At 34.5% G+C, this 24836-nt stretch carries 24 protein-coding genes and 1 tRNA gene; 15 read left to right on the top strand and 10 right to left on the bottom strand.

All coding sequences use genetic code 11. The features are described 5' to 3' along the window. Positions 1–173 precede the first annotated feature (173 nt). The gene (locus GN105_RS00165) at positions 174–1412 is read right to left on the bottom strand and encodes an MFS transporter (RefSeq protein ID WP_155283446.1); all 1239 of its coding nucleotides are present in this window, start codon (positions 1410–1412) and stop codon (positions 174–176) included. A 340-nt stretch (positions 1413–1752) separates the two neighbouring features. Between GN105_RS00165 and pfkA the strand changes: the two genes are divergently transcribed. The 10 genes from pfkA (at position 1753) to GN105_RS00115 (ending at position 10275) form a co-directional block, all read left to right on the top strand. Then, on the top strand, positions 1753–2742 hold the full coding sequence (gene pfkA / locus GN105_RS00160; RefSeq protein WP_155283445.1) for a 6-phosphofructokinase: 990 nt from the start codon (positions 1753–1755) through the stop codon (positions 2740–2742). A 75-nt stretch (positions 2743–2817) separates the two neighbouring features. Further along, positions 2818–3819, top strand: coding sequence for a type I glyceraldehyde-3-phosphate dehydrogenase (gap, locus tag GN105_RS00155; RefSeq protein ID WP_155283444.1), 1002 nt, complete (start codon positions 2818–2820; stop codon positions 3817–3819). Positions 3820–3897: 78 nt separating this feature from the next. Beyond that, positions 3898–4749: an N-acetylglucosamine kinase gene (locus tag GN105_RS00150; protein WP_155283443.1), complete on the top strand. Its 852-nt coding sequence runs from the start codon at positions 3898–3900 to the stop codon at positions 4747–4749. A gap of 130 nt (positions 4750–4879) precedes the next feature. Continuing rightward, positions 4880–5644, top strand: a complete 765-nt coding sequence (locus GN105_RS00145; RefSeq protein ID WP_155283442.1) for a C40 family peptidase — start codon at positions 4880–4882, stop codon at positions 5642–5644. A gap of 12 nt (positions 5645–5656) precedes the next feature. Further along, positions 5657–6007: an arsenate reductase (glutaredoxin) gene (gene arsC, locus GN105_RS00140; protein ID WP_155283441.1), complete on the top strand. Its 351-nt coding sequence runs from the start codon at positions 5657–5659 to the stop codon at positions 6005–6007. 63 nt (positions 6008–6070) lie between these two features. Beyond that, a complete protein-coding gene (locus GN105_RS00135) occupies positions 6071–6910 on the top strand; it encodes an outer membrane beta-barrel protein (RefSeq protein ID WP_155283440.1) in 840 nt (279 codons plus the stop codon). A 112-nt stretch (positions 6911–7022) separates the two neighbouring features. Further along, positions 7023–7724 (top strand): 4-hydroxy-tetrahydrodipicolinate reductase, encoded by a 702-nt coding sequence (dapB, locus tag GN105_RS00130; protein WP_155283439.1) that lies wholly within the window; start codon positions 7023–7025, stop codon positions 7722–7724. Between the two features lie 46 nt (positions 7725–7770). After that, positions 7771–8595, top strand: coding sequence for an HAD family hydrolase (locus GN105_RS00125; RefSeq protein WP_155283438.1), 825 nt, complete (start codon positions 7771–7773; stop codon positions 8593–8595). Positions 8596–8642: 47 nt separating this feature from the next. Next, complete coding sequence (locus GN105_RS00120) at positions 8643–9893, top strand: ABC transporter permease (protein ID WP_155283437.1); 1251 nt, start codon at positions 8643–8645, stop codon at positions 9891–9893. Then, a complete protein-coding gene (locus GN105_RS00115; RefSeq protein WP_155283436.1) occupies positions 9886–10275 on the top strand; it encodes a thiol-disulfide oxidoreductase DCC family protein in 390 nt (129 codons plus the stop codon). The genes GN105_RS00120 and GN105_RS00115 overlap by 8 nt, the downstream gene beginning before the upstream one ends. Before the next feature lie 98 nt (positions 10276–10373). Here GN105_RS00115 and GN105_RS00110 read toward each other — a convergent pair whose 3' ends face one another. From GN105_RS00110 to GN105_RS00100, 3 genes are all read right to left on the bottom strand, one after another. Continuing rightward, positions 10374–10727 (bottom strand): heavy-metal-associated domain-containing protein, encoded by a 354-nt coding sequence (locus GN105_RS00110; protein WP_095896771.1) that lies wholly within the window; start codon positions 10725–10727, stop codon positions 10374–10376. 4 nt (positions 10728–10731) lie between these two features. Next, complete coding sequence (locus GN105_RS00105) at positions 10732–12999, bottom strand: TonB-dependent receptor (protein ID WP_155283435.1); 2268 nt, start codon at positions 12997–12999, stop codon at positions 10732–10734. Between the two features lie 92 nt (positions 13000–13091). Further along, entirely contained in the window at positions 13092–13505 is a 414-nt protein-coding gene (locus GN105_RS00100; RefSeq protein ID WP_155283434.1) for an HYC_CC_PP family protein, read from the bottom strand. A gap of 165 nt (positions 13506–13670) precedes the next feature. On the opposite strand from GN105_RS00100, the gene GN105_RS00095 reads away from it, so the two are divergent. The 3 genes from GN105_RS00095 to GN105_RS00085 are packed head-to-tail and all read left to right on the top strand — an operon-like array spanning position 13671 to position 17203. Beyond that, positions 13671–14864: an alanine dehydrogenase gene (locus GN105_RS00095; RefSeq protein WP_155283433.1), complete on the top strand. Its 1194-nt coding sequence runs from the start codon at positions 13671–13673 to the stop codon at positions 14862–14864. Positions 14865–14924: 60 nt separating this feature from the next. Continuing rightward, on the top strand, positions 14925–15278 hold the full coding sequence (locus tag GN105_RS00090; RefSeq protein WP_155283432.1) for a DUF4258 domain-containing protein: 354 nt from the start codon (positions 14925–14927) through the stop codon (positions 15276–15278). A 26-nt stretch (positions 15279–15304) separates the two neighbouring features. After that, entirely contained in the window at positions 15305–17203 is a 1899-nt protein-coding gene (locus GN105_RS00085; RefSeq protein ID WP_155283431.1) for a RecQ family ATP-dependent DNA helicase, read from the top strand. 47 nt (positions 17204–17250) lie between these two features. On the opposite strand, the gene GN105_RS00080 is transcribed toward GN105_RS00085, so the two are convergent. From GN105_RS00080 to GN105_RS00060, 5 genes are all read right to left on the bottom strand, one after another. Next, positions 17251–17323: transfer RNA gene (locus GN105_RS00080), tRNA-Gly, on the bottom strand. A 133-nt stretch (positions 17324–17456) separates the two neighbouring features. Further along, on the bottom strand, positions 17457–18671 hold the full coding sequence (locus tag GN105_RS00075; RefSeq protein ID WP_155283430.1) for a bifunctional folylpolyglutamate synthase/dihydrofolate synthase: 1215 nt from the start codon (positions 18669–18671) through the stop codon (positions 17457–17459). Between the two features lie 106 nt (positions 18672–18777). Then, complete coding sequence (locus tag GN105_RS00070; protein ID WP_155283429.1) at positions 18778–19629, bottom strand: energy transducer TonB; 852 nt, start codon at positions 19627–19629, stop codon at positions 18778–18780. A 6-nt stretch (positions 19630–19635) separates the two neighbouring features. Continuing rightward, entirely contained in the window at positions 19636–20022 is a 387-nt protein-coding gene (locus tag GN105_RS00065; RefSeq protein WP_155283428.1) for an ExbD/TolR family protein, read from the bottom strand. A gap of 28 nt (positions 20023–20050) precedes the next feature. Continuing rightward, complete coding sequence (locus tag GN105_RS00060; protein WP_155283427.1) at positions 20051–20749, bottom strand: MotA/TolQ/ExbB proton channel family protein; 699 nt, start codon at positions 20747–20749, stop codon at positions 20051–20053. A 226-nt stretch (positions 20750–20975) separates the two neighbouring features. Here GN105_RS00060 and GN105_RS00055 point away from each other — a divergent pair, with 226 nt between their 5' ends. Together GN105_RS00055 and gpmA are read left to right on the top strand one after the other, a co-directional pair. After that, a complete protein-coding gene (locus tag GN105_RS00055; protein ID WP_155283426.1) occupies positions 20976–22718 on the top strand; it encodes an ABC transporter ATP-binding protein in 1743 nt (580 codons plus the stop codon). An 84-nt stretch (positions 22719–22802) separates the two neighbouring features. After that, positions 22803–23549 carry a 2,3-diphosphoglycerate-dependent phosphoglycerate mutase gene (gene gpmA, locus GN105_RS00050; protein ID WP_155283425.1) on the top strand — a complete coding sequence of 249 codons (747 nt, stop codon included), beginning with the start codon at positions 22803–22805 and terminating at the stop codon, positions 23547–23549. Positions 23550–23855: 306 nt separating this feature from the next. On the opposite strand, the gene GN105_RS00045 is transcribed toward gpmA, so the two are convergent. Further along, on the bottom strand, positions 23856–24722 hold the full coding sequence (locus GN105_RS00045) for a hypothetical protein (protein WP_155283424.1): 867 nt from the start codon (positions 24720–24722) through the stop codon (positions 23856–23858). Positions 24723–24836 lie beyond the last annotated feature (114 nt).

The raw sequence follows: 24836 nt of genomic DNA, 5'->3' as shown, positions 1-24836 counted from the left end.
CATCTTCCGCCTTCCCCAATATCCCTCTTTCGTGGGCTTTTTTCTTCAAAGGAGGATTTTAAAACTTAACAATCTGAAGTGAATTAGGTATATAAGCTAGTTATATGTAGGGGAAAATAAAAAACCGATAACCTTAAGTTATCGGTTTTTCGTTTGCAGATATAAAAATCGAACTATTTTTTACCAACTTTGTGTCCTGCCATACCATAATATAATATAAACACGAAACAAGGAAGACAAAGCCAGTAAGCGTTTTGCATTCCGTAACTATCTTTCAGCCACCCGAAAATAAGCGGAAGCACAGCTCCACCGGCAATCGCCATAGTTAAAAGAGAAGCTCCCGTTTTGGTGAATTTACCCAATCCGTCCATTGCCAAAGGCCAGATGGCAGGCCACATTAGCGAGCAACCCAAAGCCATAAATGAAATAAAGTAGATTGAATATTCAGCAGGAGCAAGCCCAACGGCTATTGTGCCGAAAATAGCCAGCAAAGAGCAGATTTTAAGTGCCGCTGATTGTGAAATATATTTCGGGATGAATAAAGCACCGCAGATGTACCCGATAATCATTCCGATAGAAGGAATAAATGCAGCTACTTTCCCGATTTCAAGCCCGAATAACGAAGCTATTTTTACTCCGTGTTCTTCAATATCTTTTGCATAATCCACCATTGTTGCCAATGAGATGGTTTCGACTCCCACATAGAAGAATAAAGCCAAAACACCTAAAAGTAAATACGGAAAATCAGTGATTGAATTCTTTCCGTTGCTGTCGGTAAGTGTACTTTCAGCAGAATCTTCGTCTTCCCCGGCTGCTTTTACCTCAGGAAGCGGAGCCATAAGCGAAACAACCCCCAACGCAAGGAACACCCCCACGATGATATAGAAAGGCAATTGAAGGTCAGCAGGAGTTACATCCTCAATACTTTTTCCAATAACGAAGGCTAAAAACAAAGGAGCGATAGGCCAAGCTAATTTGTTGCAGATACCCATTATACTGATGCGTTTTGCGGCACTTTCAATAGGACCTAAAATGGTTGTGTAAGGATTCACCGATGCTTGCAGATAGGCGTTGGCAGCTCCACTTACAAAAGAAGCAACCAAAAAGATGTAAAAATTAGTTGCCGTAGCAAAAATCCCGAAAGCAATAGCAAAAAGCAAGAATGAAAAAGCCATTGTTTTTTTATACCCGATTTTTTTTATCAGCATCGAAGCCGGATACCCGAAAATCAAAAACGGAATGAAAGTTGCAGCCAAAAGCATATAACTTCCTGCAGATGAAATATCTAAAGTTCCTTTTAAAACAGGAATTAGATACGAATTAATCCCCAAAGCAAATCCAATGGAGAAGAACATCAGCCCGATGAACGCCAACGGAACTATAAAACTTTTTGAAGAATTGTTTGTTTGCATATTAAATTATTTTAATCGGTTATGAACAATATTTAAAATTCAGCTGCCTAAATTAATACTTTTTTGTCAATAGGAAAAGTAATTCCGTATAAAAATATGTTTTAAACCAAATGCATAAATATAAGTTATTGATAATAAAAAAGTTTCTGATTTTTGCAATTTGTATTTTTCATTTTAGAAAGAAAGAAATCAAAATACAATTTAATAAGACTCTTAACTCCTTAATTGTGTTGTGATTACTGAGATGTCATATTCATTCGGATTAAAAAAGTAAAAAAAGTGGAGCTATTTCAAAAAAAAATTGTAATTTTACCTCGCAAAAAAAATAATGTGTATATAAATGTCAGAAAAAAAGATTAAGAAAATAGCTGTTTTAACCTCCGGAGGAGATGCTCCCGGGATGAATGCTGCTATTCGTGCGGTGGTTCGTACGTGTGCTTATCATAACATAGCAGTTTTAGGAGTGTATCGTGGTTATCAAGGAATGATTGAAGCCGATTTTGTGGAACTCAACGCTCGAAGTGTACGCGATACTATCAATAAAGGAGGAACTTTCTTAAAATCGGCACGTTCTAAGGATTTCAGAAGTAAAGAAGGTCGCCAAAAAGCCTACGAAAATCTTAAAAAAAATGATGTAGATGCCCTTGTGGTTATCGGTGGAGATGGTTCATTTACAGGAGCGTTGCTCTTCAATGAGGAACACAATTTCCCCGTAATGGGAATTCCGGGAACTATCGACAACGACATATACGGAACCAGCCATACGTTGGGCTACGACACGGCTCTGAATACAGCCGTTGAGGCTATCGACAAAATTCGTGATACAGCAAGCTCACACAACCGTATGTTTTTCATTGAGGTAATGGGACGCGATGCAGGCTTTATCGCTTTAAATACAGGAATTGGCGGAGGAGCCGAGCGTATTTTAATTCCAGAGGAAGACACTCCCATTGAGGAATTGTTACAAGATATTGAAGAAGGGCACGCCAAAGGAAAAACTTCCAACATTATTGTGGTTGCCGAAGGTGATAAAACAGGAAAAAACATTTTTGAACTAAAAGACTACGTAGAGAAAAAACATCCTGAATATGATATTCGGGTGGCAATTTTGGGGCATATGCAACGTGGGGGAGCTCCGTCGTGCTATGACCGCGTACTTGCCAGCCGTATGGGCGTGAAAGCCGTTGAAACACTTTTGGAAGGAAAATCAAATTATATGGTGGGCATTAACAACGATAAAATTGATTTGACTCCTCTTGAAAAAGCTATCAAAGGCGAAAGCAAATTGGATATGGAACTGGTTCGCGTAGCAGAAATTATGAGCGTGTAGCTTTTGTTTCTGTTTTAATTCTGTATAATAAAACTTGAATAAAAAATAATTTAATAACAAATAAAAAAATAGTTTATGTCAACATTAAAAATTGGAATCAACGGATTCGGACGTATCGGACGTCTTGTTTTTAGAGCGGTTTATGAAAGACCAAACGTAGAAATCGTAGGAATCAATGACCTTCAGGATGTAGAATACATCGCTTATCTTTTGAAATATGACTCAGTTCACGGAACTTTCAAAGGAAATGTAGAGGTAAAAGACGGCAACTTGGTTGTTGATGGAAAAGTAGTTCGTATTACGGCTGAAAAAGACCCAGCTAACCTTAAATGGAACGAAATCGGAGCGACCGTAGTGGCTGAGTGTACAGGTATTTTCACTACATTGGAAAAAGCTCAAGCTCACATCAATGCAGGTGCTAAAAAAGTAGTTATTTCTGCTCCGTCAGCTGATGCTCCAATGTTCGTAATGGGAGTTAACCACAAATCAGTAAAACCAACTGACAACATCGTATCGAACGCTTCTTGTACTACAAACTGTTTGGCACCAATTGCAAAAGTTATCAACGATGCTTTCGGAATTGAAGAGGCTTTGATGACAACAGTTCACGCTACAACTGCAACGCAATTAACGGTTGATGGTCCTTCTAAAAAAGACTGGAGAGGTGGTCGTTCAGCACTTATTAACATTATCCCTTCATCAACAGGTGCTGCTAAAGCGGTAGGAAAAGTTATCCCTGAATTGAACGGAAAATTAACAGGTATGGCATTCCGTGTACCTACAGCTGACGTTTCAGTAGTGGATTTGACAGTTCGTACTAAAAAACCAACTTCATTGGCTGAAATCAACGCTGCTATGAAAAAAGCATCAGAAGGCGAACTAAAAGGAATTTTAGGATATACTAACGAACTGGTTGTATCTCAAGACTTTGTAGGTTGTAAAAATACCTCAATCTATGATGAAAAAGCAGGTATTGCATTGAGCGACACTTTCTTCAAAGTAGTTTCTTGGTACGATAACGAAGCTGGATATTCTAACAAATTGGTTGATTTGGCAGAACACGTTGCTTCTTTGTAATAATAAATGCTAAGGCTGACCGAAAGAATCGGGACAGCCTTAATTTTTTAGTTGTCTGATAATATAAAATTGTAAAATATGATTTTAATTGTTGATAGTGGAGCAACAAAGGCAGACTGGACAGCCTTAAACTCACAAGGAGAAAAACTATTCCTTACGCAAACATTGGGGCTTAATCCGGAAGTGATTGATCAGGAGGTTTTTGTGGAACGTGTAACAACCAATAAAGAACTTTCTGACCATAAGAATGACGTTTCGGAAATCTATTTCTACGGTGCCGGTTGCGGGACTGAGCGTATGTGGAATTTTGTGGAACGTATGCTCAAATCTATCTTTAAAAATGCAAAAGTAGACGTTAAGGAAGATACTTTTGCTGCGGTTTACGCTACCACAAATCCTGTCGATAAAGCCATTGTTTGTATTCTGGGTACGGGAGCTAACTGCTCTTATTGGAACGGAGAAAAACTGGTTCAGGCGGTGGATTCATTAGGTTATATTTTGATGGACGAATCCAGTGGAAATTTCTATGGAAAGCGTTTAATAACCGACTATTTCTTTAACAAAATGCCGAAAGATTTGGCTCAAACTTTTGAAAAACAGTATGATTTGAATTCCGATGTGATAAAAAATCATTTGTATAAATTGCCAAATCCTAACAGCTATTTAGCGACATTCGCAAAATTTATCGTTGAAAATAAAAACCACGAATATTGCAGAAATATCATCAAAAACGGAATGCAATTATTCGTAGATCACTGGATTTCACAATACGAAGCCAGATATGAAGTTCCGATTAACTTCGTGGGAAGTATTGCTTTCTACCTGCAAGATATTCTCAAAGAAGTACTTACGGAAAATAATTTGAAATTAGGAACTGTTCTGCGAAAACCAATCGATGGACTGGTGGCTTTTCACGTTAAAAACAGATAATTTTCTAAGAATTCAGAAAATAGGTAATTGTTTCCAAAAAATGTACAAATTGCCTGATTTTTAAAAATTTCAAACGAAAAATAAGGAATTATATTGATTTATGTTCCTTATTTTTTATTTTTGCAACATAATGAATATGAAAATATTATACACACCTTACGGAATATGTCATTTGAGTGTTGTTCCCATTCGAGTGGAACCTTCTGATGTTGCACAGATGACAACTCAATTATTGTTTGGAGATTTATTACAAGTGATTGAAAAACAGGAGGAATGGAGTTTTATTCGAATGATTTTTGATGGAACGGAAGGATGGGTTTTGAATAGCCAATTTATGGAAATATCTGATAAAGAGTACAGAAAAGCTCTTAAAAAAAAGATACGTTATGCCCACAATTTTGTAACAAAATTATCAATAAAAAATAGCGAAAATTCTTTTCTGCAAATTCCAAAGGGGGCTGATTTCACTCATAATTTTCTTCTAAAAGTAGGCATAAGGAACCAAAAACCAAAACATTCGGGCGTTGTGGCAACAGCTTTGGAATATTTGAACGTGCCTTATTTGTGGGGAGGAAAAACTCCTTTCGGAATAGATGCTTCGGGTCTTGTACAGATGGTTTATAAACTTAACGGAATTTCACTTTTGAGAGAAGTTTCGCGACAAGCGACACAGGGAGAGTTAGTTAGCTTTATTGAAGAGACCATTCCGGGCGATTTGGCATTTTTTGATGATGATGAAGGAAATATCATACACGTGGGGATTTTGTTGGGAAATAATCAAATTATTCATTCTTATGGAAAAGTTCGCATTGATAAATTAGATCATATAGGAATATTTAATTCTGAAATTAGAAATTATACACATAAACTGCGTTTAATGCGTAGAATATTTTAAAATACTATAAAAATGATAAAAATATATCACAATCCAAGATGTTCAAAGTCTCGTTGCGGTTTGGATTTACTTAACGAATCAAAAAGAGAATATGAAGTTGTAGATTATATGAAAAATCCTCCAAAAAAAGAAGAAATAATTGATATTTTATCAAAATTGAATATTTCTCCATTAGATTTGGTTCGAAAAAATGAAACTATTTGGAAAGAGAACTTTAAGCATAAAAATTTAACTGATGAGGAAATTATTCAAGCGATGGTTGATTTTCCTCAACTTATTGAAAGACCAATAGTTATTGTGGGAGATAAAGCTGTTATTGGCAGACCTGCCGAAAAAATTAGTGAGCTTTTAAGTATTTTTTAAGAAATCTGTTTGGAGATTTTGTTTTTTTTTATACGTTTGCAAAAACGTATAAACATTTAAATAATGAAGAGAAATTTTTTATTGGCTGTAGCCGCGATTTTTGGAGCAACAGTTTATGGGCAAACTTATGTTTCGGTAAGTGGAGGCTACGGATTTGAAGCCCACAAAAAGAAAGTTGGAGAAGAGGTAGCGTTGACTGGAGTTTCATCGGATTTGGAAGGAAGTTTTGGAGCAGGTTTCCAAACACAGTTGAGAGGAGGATACTTTTTTAACAAGAGATGGGGAGCAGAATTAGCAGTAGGTTATTTACACGGAAAAGAGGTTAAAACTTCAAAAACTCCTGTTTCTGAGTCAATTTCTAAATCAAGTGTATTTGGAGCGTCATTATCGGCAGTGTTCAATGTAACTGAAAATATTTATTTGCGTGCTGGAGGTGTTACGAAAGTGGGTGGTTCTTCAGAAATTAATACAAATATAAATTTAACGCCATTTTCAATGCCAGCCAAAGCAACCGTAACTTCAAAAACAAGCGGAAAAATGCCTTTTGGATTTATTGGAGGATTGGGGTATCGATTCAAACTTACCGAAAAACTTTCTTTCTTTGTTGAGGGTGAGTACATAAATATAAGCGTTGCTCCTGATAAGTTGAAATTAGATAATTTCAATGGAACATTCGGAGGTAAAAATGTTTCATCAAAGGAATTTTTAGGAAATGTAAATACTACATTGGAAAGATTATCAGCCTCTCCATCTCCACAACATAAAGCACTTGTAGAAAAAGCCAAACCTTTAGTAACTAAGCTTTCCACTTTGTTGCAAGAAGATGAAGTATCTGTGGCAAATCAAGATAAATCGCCTTATTCATCAATAGGATTCAATTTTGGTTTCACTTTCCATTTTTAGGATTTAAAATATATTTTTCAAAAAGAGGTTTTTCTTAAAAAGAACCTCTTTTTTTGATTTTTATAGCTAAGTAATGTATATTTGTAGCTCAATTTCAAAAAATAATTCACAGATGAAAATAGCCTTACTCGGATATGGAAAAATGGGGAAAACCATTGAAAAAATAGCAACGAAACGAGGTCACGAAATAGTTTTAAAGGTAGATAATTCACAAACATCTTATGATATTTCTGTTGCAGATGTCGCGATTGAATTTAGTACGCCTGATAGTGCTTTTAGCAATATTGTAAGTTGTATTAAAAGTCAAGTTCCTGTAATTTCGGGAACTACGGGTTGGCTAAAAGATTATGATAAAGCAGTAGAAATTTGTAAGGAACATCAAAGTGCATTTTTGTATGCTTCTAATTTTAGTGTGGGGGTAAATGTATTTTTTGCTTTGAATAAGACGTTAGCTAAGCTGATGGCTCCACTAAAAAATTATGAAGTTTCGATAGAAGAAATCCATCATACCCAGAAGTTAGATGCTCCAAGTGGCACGGCAATTACCTTAGCAGAAGGAATTATTGCAAATTCAGACAAAACAGCTTGGAAACTGGGACAAGCAGGGACAACTGAAATACCTATTGAGTCAAAACGTATTGAAAATGTGCCTGGTACTCATATCATAACCTATGAAAGTCAAGTAGATACCATTGAAATTAAACACACAGCTCACAGCCGTGAAGGCTTTGCTTTGGGAGCTGTTTTGGCAGCCGAGTGGATTTTGAACAAAAAAGGTGTATTTTCAATGACAGATGTTTTGGGAATAGATTGATTTTTAGATAATTATTTTGTTATTATAAAGAGATTTAAGATTAATAATGGATTGTAAAATTATTTTTTCAGATGTAGATGGAACGCTTTTGAATGGTGAGAGAACTCTTTCAGAGATGACAATTTCAGAAGTAAAAAAAGTAAAGGAAAAAATTCCTTTTGTGTTGGTTTCTTCACGTATGCCCAAGCAAATGAGTTACTTACAAAAAATGTTGGACACTCTTCATTTGCCGGTTGTAGCATATAACGGAGCTTTAGTTTTGGACGAGGGAAAAGTTTTGCACTCAACAGAGATAAATCTTGAATTAATTGAAAAAATAGTATCGTATAACGAACAGAAATTCAATAATAAAATTCATATAAGCTTGTATCACAATGATTTGTGGTATGCTCCAGAATATGATTTTTGGGCAATGCGTGAGGAAAACAATACGAAAGCAAAACCTGAAATTCTGCCAAATAGAGAAGTTCTTGCTGAGTGGAAAAAACAAAATATTGGGGCTCATAAATTGATGCTAATGGGCGACCAAGCTTTAATTGAACAAATGTTTGCTTATTTGAATCAAAATTTCTCTGAAAAATTGCATATTTACCGAGCTAAAGATACATATATTGAAGTCGCAGACGTAAAAGTATCAAAATTGACCGGAATTAACGTACTTTTGAATCAAAAATACAATTATAGTTTGAAAGAAGCGATGGCTTTTGGCGATAATTATAATGATATGGAAATGATTCAAGGGGTTGGTTATGGAATTGCTGTCGCAAATGCTCGTGAAGAAGTGAAACGAATAGCTTATGGACTTACATTTCACCATAAAGAAGACGGTGTGGCAAAGTACTTATTTTCTTTCTTCAAAGGAATTTTGTAATTATATTTTAGATTTTTATTCTATTTTTGAAAAATAAAACTCACGCAATGTCAATCCGATTTGTTGTAATCCGAGAGAATATAAAAATTGCAATTGAATCTATCAAGGGTCAGTTGCTACGTACTATATTGACTGTGTTGATTATAGCTATCGGAATTACAGCTTTGGTTGGAATTTTAAGTGTGATTACCGCTTTACGCAATACGCTTGAAGGCAATTTTTCGCAAATGGGAGCTAACACGTTCTCAATTTCTCGTTACGAATACACTCAACGAGCACAAGGTAGCGGTGTTAAAGAGAAGGTTAATCCCCTGATAACTTACCAAGAGGCATCAACATTTAAAAAAGAACTGAACAATCCTTTTGCCAAAACAAGCATTTCTGTTTTTTCTGCCTCAGGTGTTGAAGTTAAGTATGAAAATCAAAAAACCGACCCGCAAGTAAATGTACTTGGTATTGATGAAAATTACGTAACCAATTCAGGATTAGAACTTGAAGCTGGTCGAGATTTCAATATTTTAGACATTCAAAACAATATCAATGTTTGCATTATAGGGGCAGATTTTCAAAAAACTCTCTTGAAAGATATTAACCCTATCGGGAAGGTAATTTCAGTTCGTGGGCATAAATTCACAATCGTTGGTGTTTTGAAATCAAAAGGTTCTACTTTTGGAAATTATGAAGATTTACAAGTGTTTCTTCCGCTGGGAATTGCACGTTCTACTTTTCTTACCCAAACACCTAATTATCAGATAAAAGTACGAGTGAGTGACCAAGGAAAGATAGACGCGGTTATGGATGATGCAATCCTGATAATGCGTAACATCCGAAGTTTGAGACCTTTAGATAAAAATAATTTTGGAATAGAGCGTAGTGATGATTTGTTGCATCGCATTGCAAATATTACGGGAGGAATTGCCATTGCAGGTTTTGTAATTGGGTTAATAACTATTTTGGGCTCTTCGATTGCACTTTTAAATATTATGTTAGTTTCTGTAACTGAGCGAACTAAAGAAATCGGAATACGAAAAGCTTTAGGAGCTCACAGAAAGGCGATTACGATGCAATTTTTTACCGAAACGATAATTATCGCCCAATTGGGAGCTATTTCCGGAATTATTTTAGGAATAAGTTTGGGTTATTTTATATCAAAAATGGCTGAATTTGAGTTTACAATTCCTTGGATGGTAATTTTTGTAGCAATTTTAATCGCACTTGTGGTTTCAATAATTTCAGGATTATATCCGGCTGTAAAAGCCTCAAAATTAGACCCGGTTGAAGCTTTACGTTATGAATAATCCGATTCTTATTTTTGATGGAGATTGTATTTTTTGCAATCGGGTGGCTTATTTTTTAGCAAAAACGGACAAAAAAGATTTCTTCAGATTTGTATCAAGCACTTCCGAGAAAGGAAAACAAATCATAAAAGAGAATAACTTACAAGAAATGATTGATAAAACCGTGATAGTCAGGGTGGGAGAGAGGTTCTTTTTTAAATCACAAGCTATGTATTATTTCCTGAAAATAAGTAAAACTTTTCCCTTTTTTCGTTTTTTAATTTGGATATTTCCCACATTTCTTGCCGATTTCTTTTATGATATTATTGCCAGAAATCGTAAAAAAATAATAAAAAACGAGTGTCCAATTCCAAAGCCTGAAATCAGAAAGAAGTTTCTATGAATATTTTTAACGTAGAAAAACTCAAAAGATTCAGAATGAGATTCTTGTCTTTTGAGTTTTTTCTTTATTTTTTGCTTTTTTCTGTTATAAGTAAAACATTATTTTTGTTCCGGTAATCGATCATATAGGCAACAGTGGTGTAAATTCTCGTACGTTTTATTTTCTGCACGTTCCTCACCTGCATCGTGACCTATTTTAGCAATGGCTTTTTGAACATCTTTTACAGAACATTTACGCTCATCAATAGTGATTTGCATATTTCCGCTTTGTACATTCCAAACGGCACTTTTTACGCCTTTTACGGAATAAGCTGCTTTTTCGATACGTTTTTTGCACATTTCGCAGTTTCCTCCAACAGCAAATTCAGCTTTTTTATTCTTGTTAGGTTTTTCCTGAGCGGCAATAAGTCCCACAGAACAAAATATTGCCATAAAAATTAAAAGTTTTTTCATTTTATTAGTGTTTATGTGAATTATTTTTCCAATTTCTTATTTTAAAACGCAATCCTGCATAGTACATTTGCCCGAAAGTAGGTGCATACAGCATCGTGCTGTCAAAATATGTGCCAAATGGGTCATTAGCAGATAGAATTCCGTTTTCTTGCTTGTAATTTCCGATATTTTCTCCTCCAACGTATATTTCAAATTGATGAGAAAAAGCTCTCGTAATTTGAAAATTCATCGTAGCAAATGAAGGAGTATAATCACTTAAACGATACTGCTCCGGATTGCTTTTAGTTGACGGAAGTCGCTGTTTTCCAAGCCAATTGAATGTGAAATCAAATTTCCAATGAGTATGATTTTTTTCAAAAGTTTCGTACGCTACGTTCGCAAAAAAACGATGTTTGGGCGTCAATGTTTTTTCTAATTTTCCGGTTGTATATTGTGTTTGAACGTCATAATATTTATAGGCAGTTTTTAAATCCAAACCTTTTAGAGGTGAAATGCTAAATTCTGCCTGAAAAGAATTTGCAAAACTTTCTCCTTGCAAATCATAAAACAAAACTTGTTGTGGAGAATTATCTAAATCTATAACTGATTGATTTTCAAAATGAGTTCTGTATGCATCAATGCTAAATTCTGCATTTTTGTTGAATATTTTGAATGACTGCAAAAAACTTCCACCGTAATTCCAAGCTATTTCAGGGTTCAAACCATATAATTTCCCGCCATTTCCGAGTATTGAAATCTTTCTATTTGAAGCAAAAAACTGTTGATTTTCAGCAAAAATATTAGCTGCTCGTTTTCCTCTTCCTGCAGAAGCCCTGATTACGGCATCTTTCCAAGGATTGTAACGTAAGTGCAAACGTGGAGTTATGAAATTCCCCAAGTTATTATGGCTATCAGCACGAATTCCTGCCACCAAACTGAAATTATCCAAATTATCATACGTGTATTCAAAAAAAGCACCTATGGATTTATCTACACGTGAAAAATCATCTTTTAAATTGCTGGTTACTAATTCATTAAAATCATCATACACGAAATTAATACCAGTGGCAAATTTGTTTTTCATATTGCTGATAATCGAATTGTAAATTAAATTCGAATAGAAGCTTTTTTGGTGTATATCATATTGATTCATACCGAAATATGAATTTTGTTTGTGCCAATGAAAAGCATTTTGCAACCCGATGCTTTTGTGTGGTTCATCAGGAAAAGCGTAACCTACTTTATTAGCAATTCCAATTCTTTCGGAATTTATTTCACTTCCCCAAGCATTTTTAGAAAATTTATCTGTTGCAGGATTAAATTTTATTTCTCCTGCTTGTCGGTTGTCTTTCATATAGTTCAGATTCAAGAATCCAACCCAACCTTTCTCACTATCAATGAATTGCCATCGATTTAATAAGTTTATTTGATTACCTTTCGGATGATCAATGAATCCGTCTTTATTATGGTCATTTTTTGTATTCAAAATATTTCCGTGGGCGAAAAGTGTAGAACTTAACTTATCGGAAAACTTTTGATTCAAATGTGCATTAATTTCCATACGACTATCCTGCGAGCCGAATATATTAAGGAAAAAAGGAATGTCATTGGCGGGTTTTAAAATTTCATAATTGATTTGTCCTGAGATACTTTCATACCCGTTTATTACACTTCCCGTACCTTTGGTAATTTGGATACTTTCAATCCACGTACCGGGAACAAACATCATTCCGTAGGCTTGTGAAGCTCCTCGAATGGTAGGAATATTTTCTTCAGCCATCAAAATATATGGACTTGTAAGACCTAACATTTTGATTTGCTTATTTCCTGTAACAGCATCAGAAAAATTTACGTCAATTGACGGATTTGTAGAAAAACTTTCCGAAAGGTTACAACAAGCCGCTTTTAATAATTCCTTACTGCTCATTATCTGCAAATTAGCTACTTGGTATTTTGAACGAACCGTAGCCGCCCGATTATGTGCAACAACTACTTCTTCCAGATTGTTTTCTGGTTGTAGTTGAATAGTTAAATTCGACTCTGAGTTTATATTGATAGTTTGGGATTTATATCCTATGTAGCTGAAAACAAGAGCGTTTGTTTGTTCTGTGTTTTTTATGGTAAAGTTACCATTTTCATCTGTGGAAACTCCAATAGTGGTTCCTTTCCAGTAAACATTCGCACCCAAAAGGGGATCTTTGTTTTCATCAACAACTTTTCCGGTTGTATATTTTTGGGAGAAAAGTAAAAGAGGGAATAATAATATTCCGATTATAAAAATATGCTTATTCATTTATTATCAGTGTTTTATGTTATTAATTTTTAACAAACGTATTTGCAGACATTCTAAATCAGAATGCCTGAGATTAGCTATCAAAAAATTAATTAGGCATAAAATACAAGCTGACAGAATAATTCGTACAGAGGAGGAGCATTTAAATCAACATAAAAAGCAGGAATGCTTCTATTTGATTTTAAGATGCTTATATTGTTGAAGTTATATAAATTTTCGGACAAGACAAACGAAAACAAATTGAGTTCAAAAACCTTTGAAACCAATGTGTTATCTGACTTGGAGGATTCAAATGTTTGGTTATCACAGCAATCAGAATGGTCGTCTTTTGTTTCACAGCATCCTCCATCTAAGCTACAGGAATCACTGTCTTGTTCCGAAATCTCTGTATAAGAGATTGAAATTGAGGCTAATTCGTCTTTACAATAATGGAACGACAATGCCCATCCTGAATTTGAAAACAGGATTAGTATCGCCAGCAATATGTTTGTAAATTTCCGAATCATCGGGGCAAAAGTAATAATTTATTTGTTATAAAATCGTTAAAATGATAAATATAACTCAATTTTAATTATAAGTGACTGTTAATTAGATATTCTTAATTATTTTTTTAAAACTTTATTGTATCTTTGTGCTTTGCTTTTTATCTTTGTGTTTTTTAATATAAATTTATGTCAAAATTATCCACAATCTCAAAGTTTTTGCCACAAGAAGAGCGATTGGCAGTGTCTAACAGACAAATATCTTTGAAAATAGGCTTACCGAAAGAAAGTACATTTCAGGAAAGGCGTATTTGTTTGGCTCCTGATGATGTTGCGGTTTTGGTGGCAAACGGACATAAAATTCTTATCGAATCAGGGGCGGGAGAAAATGCCAATTTTTCCGACAAGGATTACAGCGAGGTAGGAGCAGAAATTGTGTATGATACGGAACAAGTTTTTTCTTGCCCTATCGTATTGAAAGTTGAACCACCAACAAAAACAGAAATAGGTTACCTCCGTCCGAAATCGGTTTTAATTTCTGCCTTGCAGATAAAAACTCAAACGAAGGAATATTTTGAAGCTTTGTCAAAGAAGCAAATTACGGCTTTAGCTTTTGAGTATATTCAAGATGAAGAGGGGAATTATCCTGTTCTTCAGTCTGTTAGTGAAATTGTAGGAGCTGCTTCGGTGTTAATCGCTTCGGAGTTGATTGCCAATACTTCAAACGGAGGCGGTGGTTTTCTCTTCGGAAATATCACAGGGGTTCCGCCTATTGAAGTTGTTTTTCTTGGAGCGAATGACGTAACCAAATCGGCTGTGAAATCGGCAATCGGTTTGGGAGTGAATGTAAAAGTGTTTGATAATTCTTTGGCAAATTTGCGAGAATTGAAACAGTCTTTGGGTTGTTCGGTCTTCACATCTACCTTACAGCCAAAGATTTTGAAAAAAGCTCTGATGCGTTGTAACGTATTAATTGGAGCAATGCGTGGCGAGAATCGTTCTCCCATTGTAGTTAGTGAAGATATGGTTCAGCTGATGAAAAAAGGTTCTGTGATAATTGATGCCAGCATAGATACGGGAGGTTGTATTGAAACAAGCCGAATAACTACTTTGGCAAATCCTACCTTTGTGAAACACAATGTGGTACATTATTGCGTTCCGAATATTGCTTCACGATATGCCCGAACTTCATCATTTACTCTTAGCAATATTTTAATGCCTTTCATATTGAAAATAGGAGAGGAGGGAGGAATCGAGAATATTTTGCACGCAGATAAAGGCTTAAGAAACGGATTGTATTTCTATCACGGAATTCTCACAGATAGTACTGTCTATCAATGGTTTGGACTGCCTTACAAACCCATTAATTTATTGTTCATTTAAAAATTTAACAGTTAGGAGAAATTATTTTTTCCTTTGTTGAAAATATGAAAGAAATCTAAAATGTCAATATTAAAAAGAATTGGATATTATTCCATTGGGCTTTCCATTGGAATTGTGATTGTGGCTTTTTTCTTTAAAAAGAAGGAAACCGAAGCGTTTTGTTATTTTCCTAATTGTAGAGTTTTGAAGGATTTACGTTCCAAAACTATGGAGATTTCTCCTGAAATTATTGCTACTAAAGAGGAAATTACAAAAGTTTTAACAGAAGGTAATGTTCTTTTTGCTAAAAGTGATGTAAAAGCCGTTCCTTGCAAAATTTATGTTATTGAAGGCGATTTGCAAGGAAAAAAAGTAGAAATAACTGTTGAAAATTGCAAAGAAAAAGTTATCGTTAAAAAGGTAACGACTCAATAAATTTTTCTTCTTTCGACTACAAAAATATGAAAAATTCTCTCGGAATACTCAAGAAATATTGGGGATACGATTCGTTTCGTTATCCGCAAGATGCTATAATACAGTCTGTTTTAGAAGGAAAGGATGTTTTGGCTTTAATGCCAACTGGAGGAGGAAAATCCGTTGCATTTCAGGTTCCGGCTTTGGTAAGGGAAGGAATTTGCATTGTGGTTTCTCCTTTGATAGCCTTGATGACAGACCAAGTGGAAAACCTAAAAAGTAAAGGAATCAAAGCCTTGTCCATTGCCGGAGGAATTGCGTATGAGGATTTGGAACGATTGCTCAATAATGCAATTTGTGGGAATTATAAGTTTCTGTATTTATCGCCCGAGCGTTTGCAACAAGAAGTAGTTCAGAATTTTATTAAATCGATGAATGTCAATCTTATAGCTATTGATGAAGCACATTGTGTTTCTCATTGGGGGAAAGATTTTCGTCCAGCCTACTTGAAGTGTAAATGGTTGAAGGAACAGTTCCCTGAAGTCCCGCTGTTGGCTTTGACTGCTTCGGCAACAGTAAGGGTTCAGGAAGATATTCTTCAGCAATTAACCATCGAAAAAGCAACGGTTATTTCTACTTCTTTAAAGCGTCCTAATATTGCCTATATGACTTTCAAAACCGACAGTAAGTGGCAGCGATTAGAGCAAATTCTGAAGAAAAATAAAGGAACTTCTATCGTTTATGTTCGAAGCAGAAATGGAACTGTGCGAATGGCGGAATACTTGCAAGAACAGGGTATTTCGGCAACTTTTTTTCACGGAGGGCTTTCGTCCGAAGAAAAGAATAAAAAATTGAGTACGTGGTTACTGAATGACGTTCAGGTAATGGTTGCCACAAACGCTTTCGGGATGGGGATTGATAAACCTGATGTAAGGACAGTGATTCACTGGGAAATTCCCGCCACAATTGAAGATTATTTTCAGGAAGCAGGAAGGGCGGGGCGTGATGGTGAAAAATCCTACGCTGTGCTACTTTATGATGAATCGGATTTACAAAATGCTAAAAATCAGCTTAAAGAACAAATTATAGACGTTCCGTATTTGAAATTTTTATATGCAAAATTAAATGCTTACTTTCAGGTTGCTTACGGAGAAGGACAAGAAATTTCTTTCCGATTTCAATTTTCTGATTTTTGCAAGCGTTATAATTTGCAGTTTCAAAAAACATACAATGCACTTTCTTTACTTGACAGATTATCAGTTATTTCCTTAAGTCAGAATTTTCACCATAAAATTACGTTACGTTTTCTTCCCACAAGTACGGAAGTGATTAATTACTTGAAAAATCAGCCAGAATTAAAAGATATTGTTTTTTATTTACTGAGAAATTTTTCAGGGATTTACGAGCAAACCACACCTATAAAAATTGAAAGAATAGCTCAAAAAACGGGAATGGAAGTAGCAAAAATGATAGCTCATTTTGAAAAACTCCAAAAAGATGAAATTATAGAATATACGAATGAAAATACGGATGCCGAGATAGTTTTTAAAGTTCCACGTGATGATGACCGTACCATCAATGCGATTGCTAAAAACTTGAAGGAATACAATAAAAATAAGATTGATTTGCAGGAAGCGATGTTTCGTTATATTGAAAATTCGGAGGAATGCAAAAGTGTTCAGTTATTGCGGTATTTTGGCGAAACGGAAAAAACTCCTTGTGGCATTTGCTCTGTTTGTATTTCAAAAAAACGAAAAGTGGAAATAGATGTTAAGGAATTGAGACAACAAATTTTGAGTTTACTGAAAGAACAAAATATGTCTTCCAATGAGTTGCTGTTACGTTTAAATTTTGAGGAGAAAGATATTTTGGAAGAGTTGTATAATTTATTGGAGATGAATAAAGTATATATTAATGAATACAATCAATATGTTATGTTAAAATAATAAATTGAATAAAATAAAAAAAGCAACCTATTTTAGGTTGCTTTTTGAGCGGGAGACGAGGTTCGAACTCGCGACATTCAGCTTGGAAGGCTGACGCTCTACCAACTGAGCTACTCCCGCCTATCCTTTGTTTTACGGGTGCAAATATAATACAACTTTTAGTAAAGTTCCAAATATTTTTTGAACTTTTTTTGATAAAATTTTATGTTAAAATGTAAGTGGTTTGTTTTTAGTGTTTTATGTTGATAAAAAATTAAACAATTTCTGCCACAACAAATGTACTTCCCCCTACAAAGATAAAATCTTCTGAATTTGCATTTTCTTTTGCAGCTTCTAAAGCCTGTTTTACGGAATTGTAAGCCTTTCCGTTTATTCCTTTTTTAATTGCAATTTCAGTTAAAATATGAGTATCTAATCCACGTGGAATATTGGGTTTACAGAAATAGTATTTTGCATCTTTAGGAAACATAGCAAGTGCTGCTTCTACATCTTTATCTTTTGCAAAACCCAACACAATGTGAAGTTTATCAAATGATTGCTGCGAAATTTGTTTTATAACATACGACAATCCAGCCTCGTTGTGTCCTGTATCACAAACTATTTTAGGTTTTTCGCAGAGAGTTTGCCAACGTCCTTTCAAGCCTGTATTTTTCACTACATTTAACAACCCGATTTTAATATCATCATCGGAAATTTCCCAAAAGTCATTTCGTAAAAAATCCAACACAGCAAGAACTCCCTTTATGTTTTTTTCTTGATAAATTCCCTGTAAATCAGTTTTTAAATCCGTTGAAATAGAAGAGGCAAAAACTATGGGAGCATTTTCTTCTTTGGCTTTTTTTGTAAATATAGGAGCTGTTTCTTCATTGTATTCACTAATTACCACAGGTGTATTTTGCTTTATAATTCCTGCTTTTTCAATGGCTATTTCAGGCAAAGTATTTCCTAAAATATCTATATGGTCTTTCGAAATATTTGTGATTAATGATACTTCTGGATTTATAATATTTGTAGAATCAAATCTGCCACCCAATCCTACTTCAATCACGGCAATGTCCACTTGTTCTTTTGCAAAGTAATCAAAAGCCAAACCAACAGTCATTTCAAAGAAAGACAGCTGATTCTCTTCAAAGAAAGATTTGTATTTTTTTATAAATGTAATTACGTTATTTTCAGGAATTTCAGTGCCATTTATTTTTATGCGTTCTCGAAAATCTTTAAGGTGTGGTGAGGTGTATAGTCCCACTTTATATCCCGCTTGTTGTAAAACTGAAGCCAGCATATGACTTGATGAGCCTTTTCCGTTGGTGCCGGCTATATGTAGCGATTTAAATTTTTTTTCAGGATGATTTAAAACGGATGTAAGTGCTTGAATATTATCTAATTTGTGATTCAATGCTTTCCTGCCTTGATTTTGGAACATAGGTAAGCGATTAAACATCCACGAAAGTGTTTCTTGATAGTTCAATTTTGTTAAATTAAAAAGGTTGATATAACAAAAAGATAATTTAAGAAATCATTTTTTAGAATTCTTAAATTATCTTGATTTTAAAATTAGTTCACTTTATAAGAAATTATTCTCCTAATTTGAAGTTAATTACGATAAATCCTATTTGTTGTGCAGGAGCTTTTGAATCAGCATTCCATTTGTGTTTGAAAGCTGTTTTTCGGGCAGCTTCTAACAGACAGGGTTCACGACTGGTAGAGCCTCTCACGCCCGGAGTTGCTTTTACCACATTTCCATTTCGATCAACTTCAATTTGTACAACTATTGTACCTGATTCGTTACAATCTTGCAGAACTTTGCCTTCTGCCTCAATGCTACGTCCTTTAAGTCCCCAGCCTTTGCCTCCGGTTCCCGAACCTCCGGAACCGTAATAACTGCTTGCGTAAGGGTCACCATCGGGACTTCCTTTGTAACCAGTAACATTGTCATCACCTTGTCCTCCGGAAGAATTTCCGTTTGCATTGGCAGCTCCTAAAATGCTTGATAAGGCATCAGTAGCTTCTTTTGACGGTTTTGGTTCTTCTTTTGGTTTTTCGGTTGTTTGTTTATTAGGAGTTTTTTCCGATTTTTCTTTTTTAGGAGTTTCCTTCTTTTTTTCTTTCTTTTTTGGCTCATTCGGGACAGCAATTTCTTCATCATTATCCTGAGCTAAAAGATTTTCTTTAGCACTTTCAGAAGTACTTTCCTCCGGTTTTGACATTTCTTCAGAACGAGATGGTTGTGGTTTTGAAGCACTTGGCGGAGGAGTTCTTTCTCCCATTCCTTGTACATCAACACCAAAAATAACATCCACGCCACTTTCAGGAGGAGGGTCAAGGTATCTCATCCCCGCAAAAAATAGCAGAATCACAACAAGCCCCATAATAACAGAGGTGAGAGCCAGTGATTTACGTTTATGTTCTGTGTCAATTAAACTCATATCATTTTATTTTGGACGAACAGCCAAAATTACTTTATACTGATTTTGATTTGCAATATCCATCACAGTGACAGCTTTCTCAATAGGAACGCTTTCCTCTACTCTCAAAATGATAGTAGGTTTTTCAACTCCCTGCAATGCTATTTTAAGTTCTTGTTCCAAACTTTCAATAGTGATGGGTTTTTTATCTATAAAGTAATTTAAGTCTTTATTTATGCTGACAGAAACATTCTGTGTATTAGTCGATTTACCCTTAGCCTTTGGTAAAAGTAAGTCCAACGCATTTGGGCTATTTGCAGTAATCATAAAGAATACAAGCAACAAGAACACTATGTCAGTCATAGATGACATACTGAACTCAGGACTAACTTTATTTCTACCTCTTATTTTCATCTTAATATTTGGTTTTTAGGAGGTTGTATTATGCAGGTTCGTTCAATAAATCCAAAAATTCAACAGCGTTAGCCTCCATTTGATGAACGATTTTATCGGTACGAACTACCAAGTGGTTGTAGCCAATGTAAGCAATAATCCCCACAATTAAACCAGCCACAGTCGTTGCCATTGCGGTGTAAATACCGTTTGCTAAAGCTCCCATTTCGGCTTGCCCGCCAGCAGTAGCCATTTCGTGGAATGACATAATCATACCAACAACCGTGCCTAAAAATCCTATCATAGGTCCAGCCCCGGCGATAGTAGCTAAAATTGCTGTGTTTTTTTCCAGTTTGTAAACTTCTAACGTTCCGGCATTTTCAATCGCTTTGTTGATGTCTTCCAAAGGTTTACCAATTCGAGAGATTCCTTTTTCAATTAAGCGAGCCACAGGAGTATTTGATTGAACGCAGAACATTCTTGCTGCGTCCAACTTACCAGCCGAAATGCCATCACGAATTTTCATCATAAAGTTTTTATCAACTTTAGAAGCTGATTTTATGGCAAATAGTCTTTCAAAATAGATAAACAAAGCCACAGCCAGCATAATGAATAATACAGCTATGATAACAGTACTCGCAGCTCCTCCATTGAGAATCATATCCATAACTGAAAGCGTTTTTTCTTCAACAAGAGCCGTTTCACTTACAACACTTGCTACTTCACCAGATGTTTGTAATACCAACATAATAATTTTTCGTTTTTTCTTTAAATCTCGCAAAATTAATAATTAATTCTTATTCTGCATAGTTTTTATTGTTTTTTTGCATTTTGATAGATTGATTTTAAGATATATTTTTGAATTAATTTGCTGATAAGTATTCAAATAAGACGACTTTTTATCTTCCGGTAAATAATTTATTTTTTCTGTTTTTTGTAAAAAATAGTTATCTTTGTCCCCTTAAAATTTAAGTATGCCCAATTTACGACATATTCGAAAATATTTTTATAAATATCGTTATCATCTGATATTAGGGATTTTTATAACAATTATTGCCAGAATATTTTCGTTATTTATGCCGGAATATGTACAAAATTCAATAATTGCTATTGAAGAATATGCAAAATCACCGCAAGAGAACCAAAATATAACTCAACTTCTGCTGAAATATTCATTTATCATTATCGGAACGACCATTACTTCTGCTGTTCTGACCTTTTTTATGCGACAATTGATAATTAATGTTTCAAGATATATAGAATATGACCTAAAAAATGAAATTTTTCTAAAATACGAGCAACTTTCACTTTCTTTTTATAAGAGAAATCGTACAGGTGATTTGATGAACCGAATTAGTGAAGATGTTAGTAAAGTGCGGATGTACGCCGGTCCTGCGATTATGTACAGCGTTCAAACGATAACACTTTTTATATGTGTAATTCCGTTAATGTTTTACACATCTGTGGAGTTAACGCTTTACACTCTGATTCCGCTTCCGATTTTATCGGTATTAATTTACGTGATGAGTAGGAAGATTAATAAAGAAACTTTGGTGGTACAACAATTTTTATCGAATTTATCCACTTTCTCTCAAGAAACATTTTCTGGGATAGGAGTTATTAAAGCTCATAATGATGAATTGTTGATTAATAGTCAGTTATCTGATTTAGCGGAAGAAGGAAGACAAAAGAATATTAAACTAGCAAGGATACAAGCAATTTTTTTTCCTACAATGATTTTGATGATAGGATTGAGCTTGATTTTTGTCATTTTTATGGGCGGAAGACTCTATTATTTAGGAGAAATTACCTCAATTGGTGTGATTGTTAAATTTAGTATTTACGTGATGATGCTCACTTGGCCTGTTGCAATGGTGGGATGGGTGAGTTCCATTGTGCAGCAAGCAGAAGCTTCACAAAAGCGAATTAATGAATTTCTGGCAGAAGTTCCTGATATTCAGAATGTAAATCCTAATCCGGAAATAATTGAAGGGAATATTCGCTTTGAAAATGTGAGTTTTACGTATCAAGATACAGGTATTGAGGCTCTTAAGAATATTTCTTTCAACATCAAAAAAGGTGAAACGATAGCTATTATCGGTAAAACTGGAAGTGGAAAAACTACAATTATTGATTTGATTTCCAGAATGTATGATGCTTCCAAGGGACAAATTTTTATTGATGAAAAACCGATTCAAGATTTGAATTTGGAAAGCCTTCGCAAAGCCATTTCAGTGGTTCCGCAAGAATCATTTTTGTTTTCAGATACAATAAAAAACAATCTTTTGTTTGGGAATGCAAAAGCGACTGACAAACAAATAGTTGAAGCAACAGAAAAAGCGGTTGTACATCATAATATAATGGACTTTACACATCAGTATGAATCTGTTTTGGGAGAGCGTGGCGTGTCATTAAGTGGAGGACAGAAGCAACGAATTTCCATTGCTCGAGCTTTGCTCAAAGAAGCTGAAATTTATTTGCTGGATGATAGTCTTTCGGCTGTGGATACAGATACGGAAGAAAAAATACTTCATAATCTGAATGAAATTTTTAAACAAAAAACAGTAATTATTGTAAGTCATCGAGTATCAATTACTAAAAATGCTGACCGTATTTTGATGCTGAATCAGGGCGAATTGGTAGAAGAAGGAACGCACGAAGAACTTTTTAACAAAAATGGTTATTACAGAGCGTTTTACGATTCGCAAGTAGAGTAATGAAAATTTGATGTAAGAATGAAATAATTGTTGTATATTTGTCCTGAATTAGAGTATAATTAATAATTAAAAAAATATAAAAATATGTACAAAATTGTATTATTGCGTCACGGATTAAGCGAGTGGAATAAACTCAATTTGTTTACAGGTTGGGAAGATGTAGATTTAACTGAGCAAGGAATTGAAGAAGCTCGTGAAGCAGGAAGAATCCTTAAAAAAGAAGGATTTAAGTTTGATGTAGCTTTTACTTCTGTTTTGAAAAGAGCTATTAAAACATTGAACTATGCTTTAGATGAAATGGGAGATTTGTGGGTGCCTACCAATAAAAGCTGGCGTTTGAATGAAAAAAGTTACGGAGCTTTACAAGGATTGAATAAAGCCGAAACAGCTGAGAAATACGGTGAGGATCAGGTGCTTTTGTGGAGACGTTCGTACGATGTGAAACCTCCACTTATTGAAGAAACTGATAAAAGACATCCTTCTCACGATCGTCGTTACAGTAGCTTGGCTGCAGAAGAAAAAACAGGAGGGGAGAGCTTGAAGGATACTTACGACAGAATGTTACCTTTCTGGTTCAGTGATATAGCTCCTGCTATCAAGCAAGGAAAAAGCGTAATTATCGCTGCCCACGGAAACAGCTTGCGTTCATTAGTTCAGTACTTGGACGGGCTTAGTGAGGCTGAAATCTTGAAATTGAATATTCCAACAGGGGTTCCTTTGGTTTATGAGTTAGATGCTGATTTAAAACCTATTAAGAGCTATTATTTGGGAGATCAAGAAGCAATTGCAGCTGCAATTAACAGTGTAGCTAATCAAGGGAAATCAAAATAATTTAAATAGGATAGTTTTTTAATCCCGCCAAAAATTTTTAAAATTTGGTGGGATTTTTTATTTTAAAAAGTGAATGATATAAAGTGGTCGCAGGTTACGGTAATGATTAAAACGAAGACCTCCACACCCTTAAAGTCAAAGGCAAAAATAAAGGCTAATTAAAAGAGGCACTATTGGTCACGTGCCTAAAATAGCAGTTAATTGGGTGCAGAGCGAAAAACCTAAAGGTGACCAAATAATGAAAAATCCACTTTATATCACTCCAAATCAAGCAGAAAAAGTCTGTTATAGGTCAACTATCTTTTTTTACTTGAACCTTAATTCTGTTTTTATTAATTCCTGAATTTCAGTCTGATATAAATTTGGAACAACAATTCTGAAACTTGCAATTTCTTCTTTTATTTTGGTTAGTTCGGCAGTTTGTTTTACTACAAGTTCATTGATTTTTTCTTGTCGTTCTTGTGAAAGTCGTAAAAATTCCTTTTCATAATTCAATTTTGACTGATTTTCAAAATCACGAAATTTAGCTTTGTAGAAATTGACTTCACTTTCAAACTCACGATGTTGTGCCAATAATTTTTCTTGCAAAACTTGTAATTCTTCCATTTCGTACAATGGAGTATTAACAATTTTGAATACTTTTTCACCCACTTGTTTGAGTGAAATCAGTTCTTTTTTGATGATTTCATCACGTAAAGTGTCAAAATTGTGGATAAATTTACCAATATGTGCAGCTTTTGCTTCACAAGATTTGTATTTTACAACTTCTTCCAGTGATAAAGTTTTTAAAAAATCATCAATTGTAACATTTTTTAATTTATTAAGAGCTTCAAAGTCTATTTCTTCTACTTTTTCTTCGATTTTTTGACGGACTTGTAATATTTTCTGTGAAATTTCATTTAAACGATTGTCTTTTTCTTTGATGGCAGTTCTTAAATAAGCAGAAATCGCGTATAAAGTTCCTATTTTTTCTAATTTTCCATCAATATTATCTATTTTTTTGAAATTATCCAATTTCTCTCCTTCCAAAGAAGAGGTATGCGTTGCTATGTTTGTAATCAAATTTTGAATTGGTTTCAAGCGTTCTTTGATACGTTCACAAACATAATTGGCTTCGGAAGAGGTCAGTCCAGAAGTGTTAAAATATGGATTTTTTGTAAGTAATGAGTTCATAATTCGAATTTTAGAAAGCAAAAATATGAATTTTTATCAAATCGGATGTTAAAAAAACACTAAAAACCTGTCTAAACTTTTTAATAGGAAAATTAAAAGTTCCAAGAATTTTTA

The organism is Capnocytophaga felis (assembly GCF_009684755.1).
GTDB classification, from domain to species: Bacteria; Bacteroidota; Bacteroidia; order Flavobacteriales; family Flavobacteriaceae; genus Capnocytophaga; species Capnocytophaga felis.
Note: the sequence above shows the minus strand (reverse complement) of the source record. Positions and strands in the feature narration are given on the sequence as shown.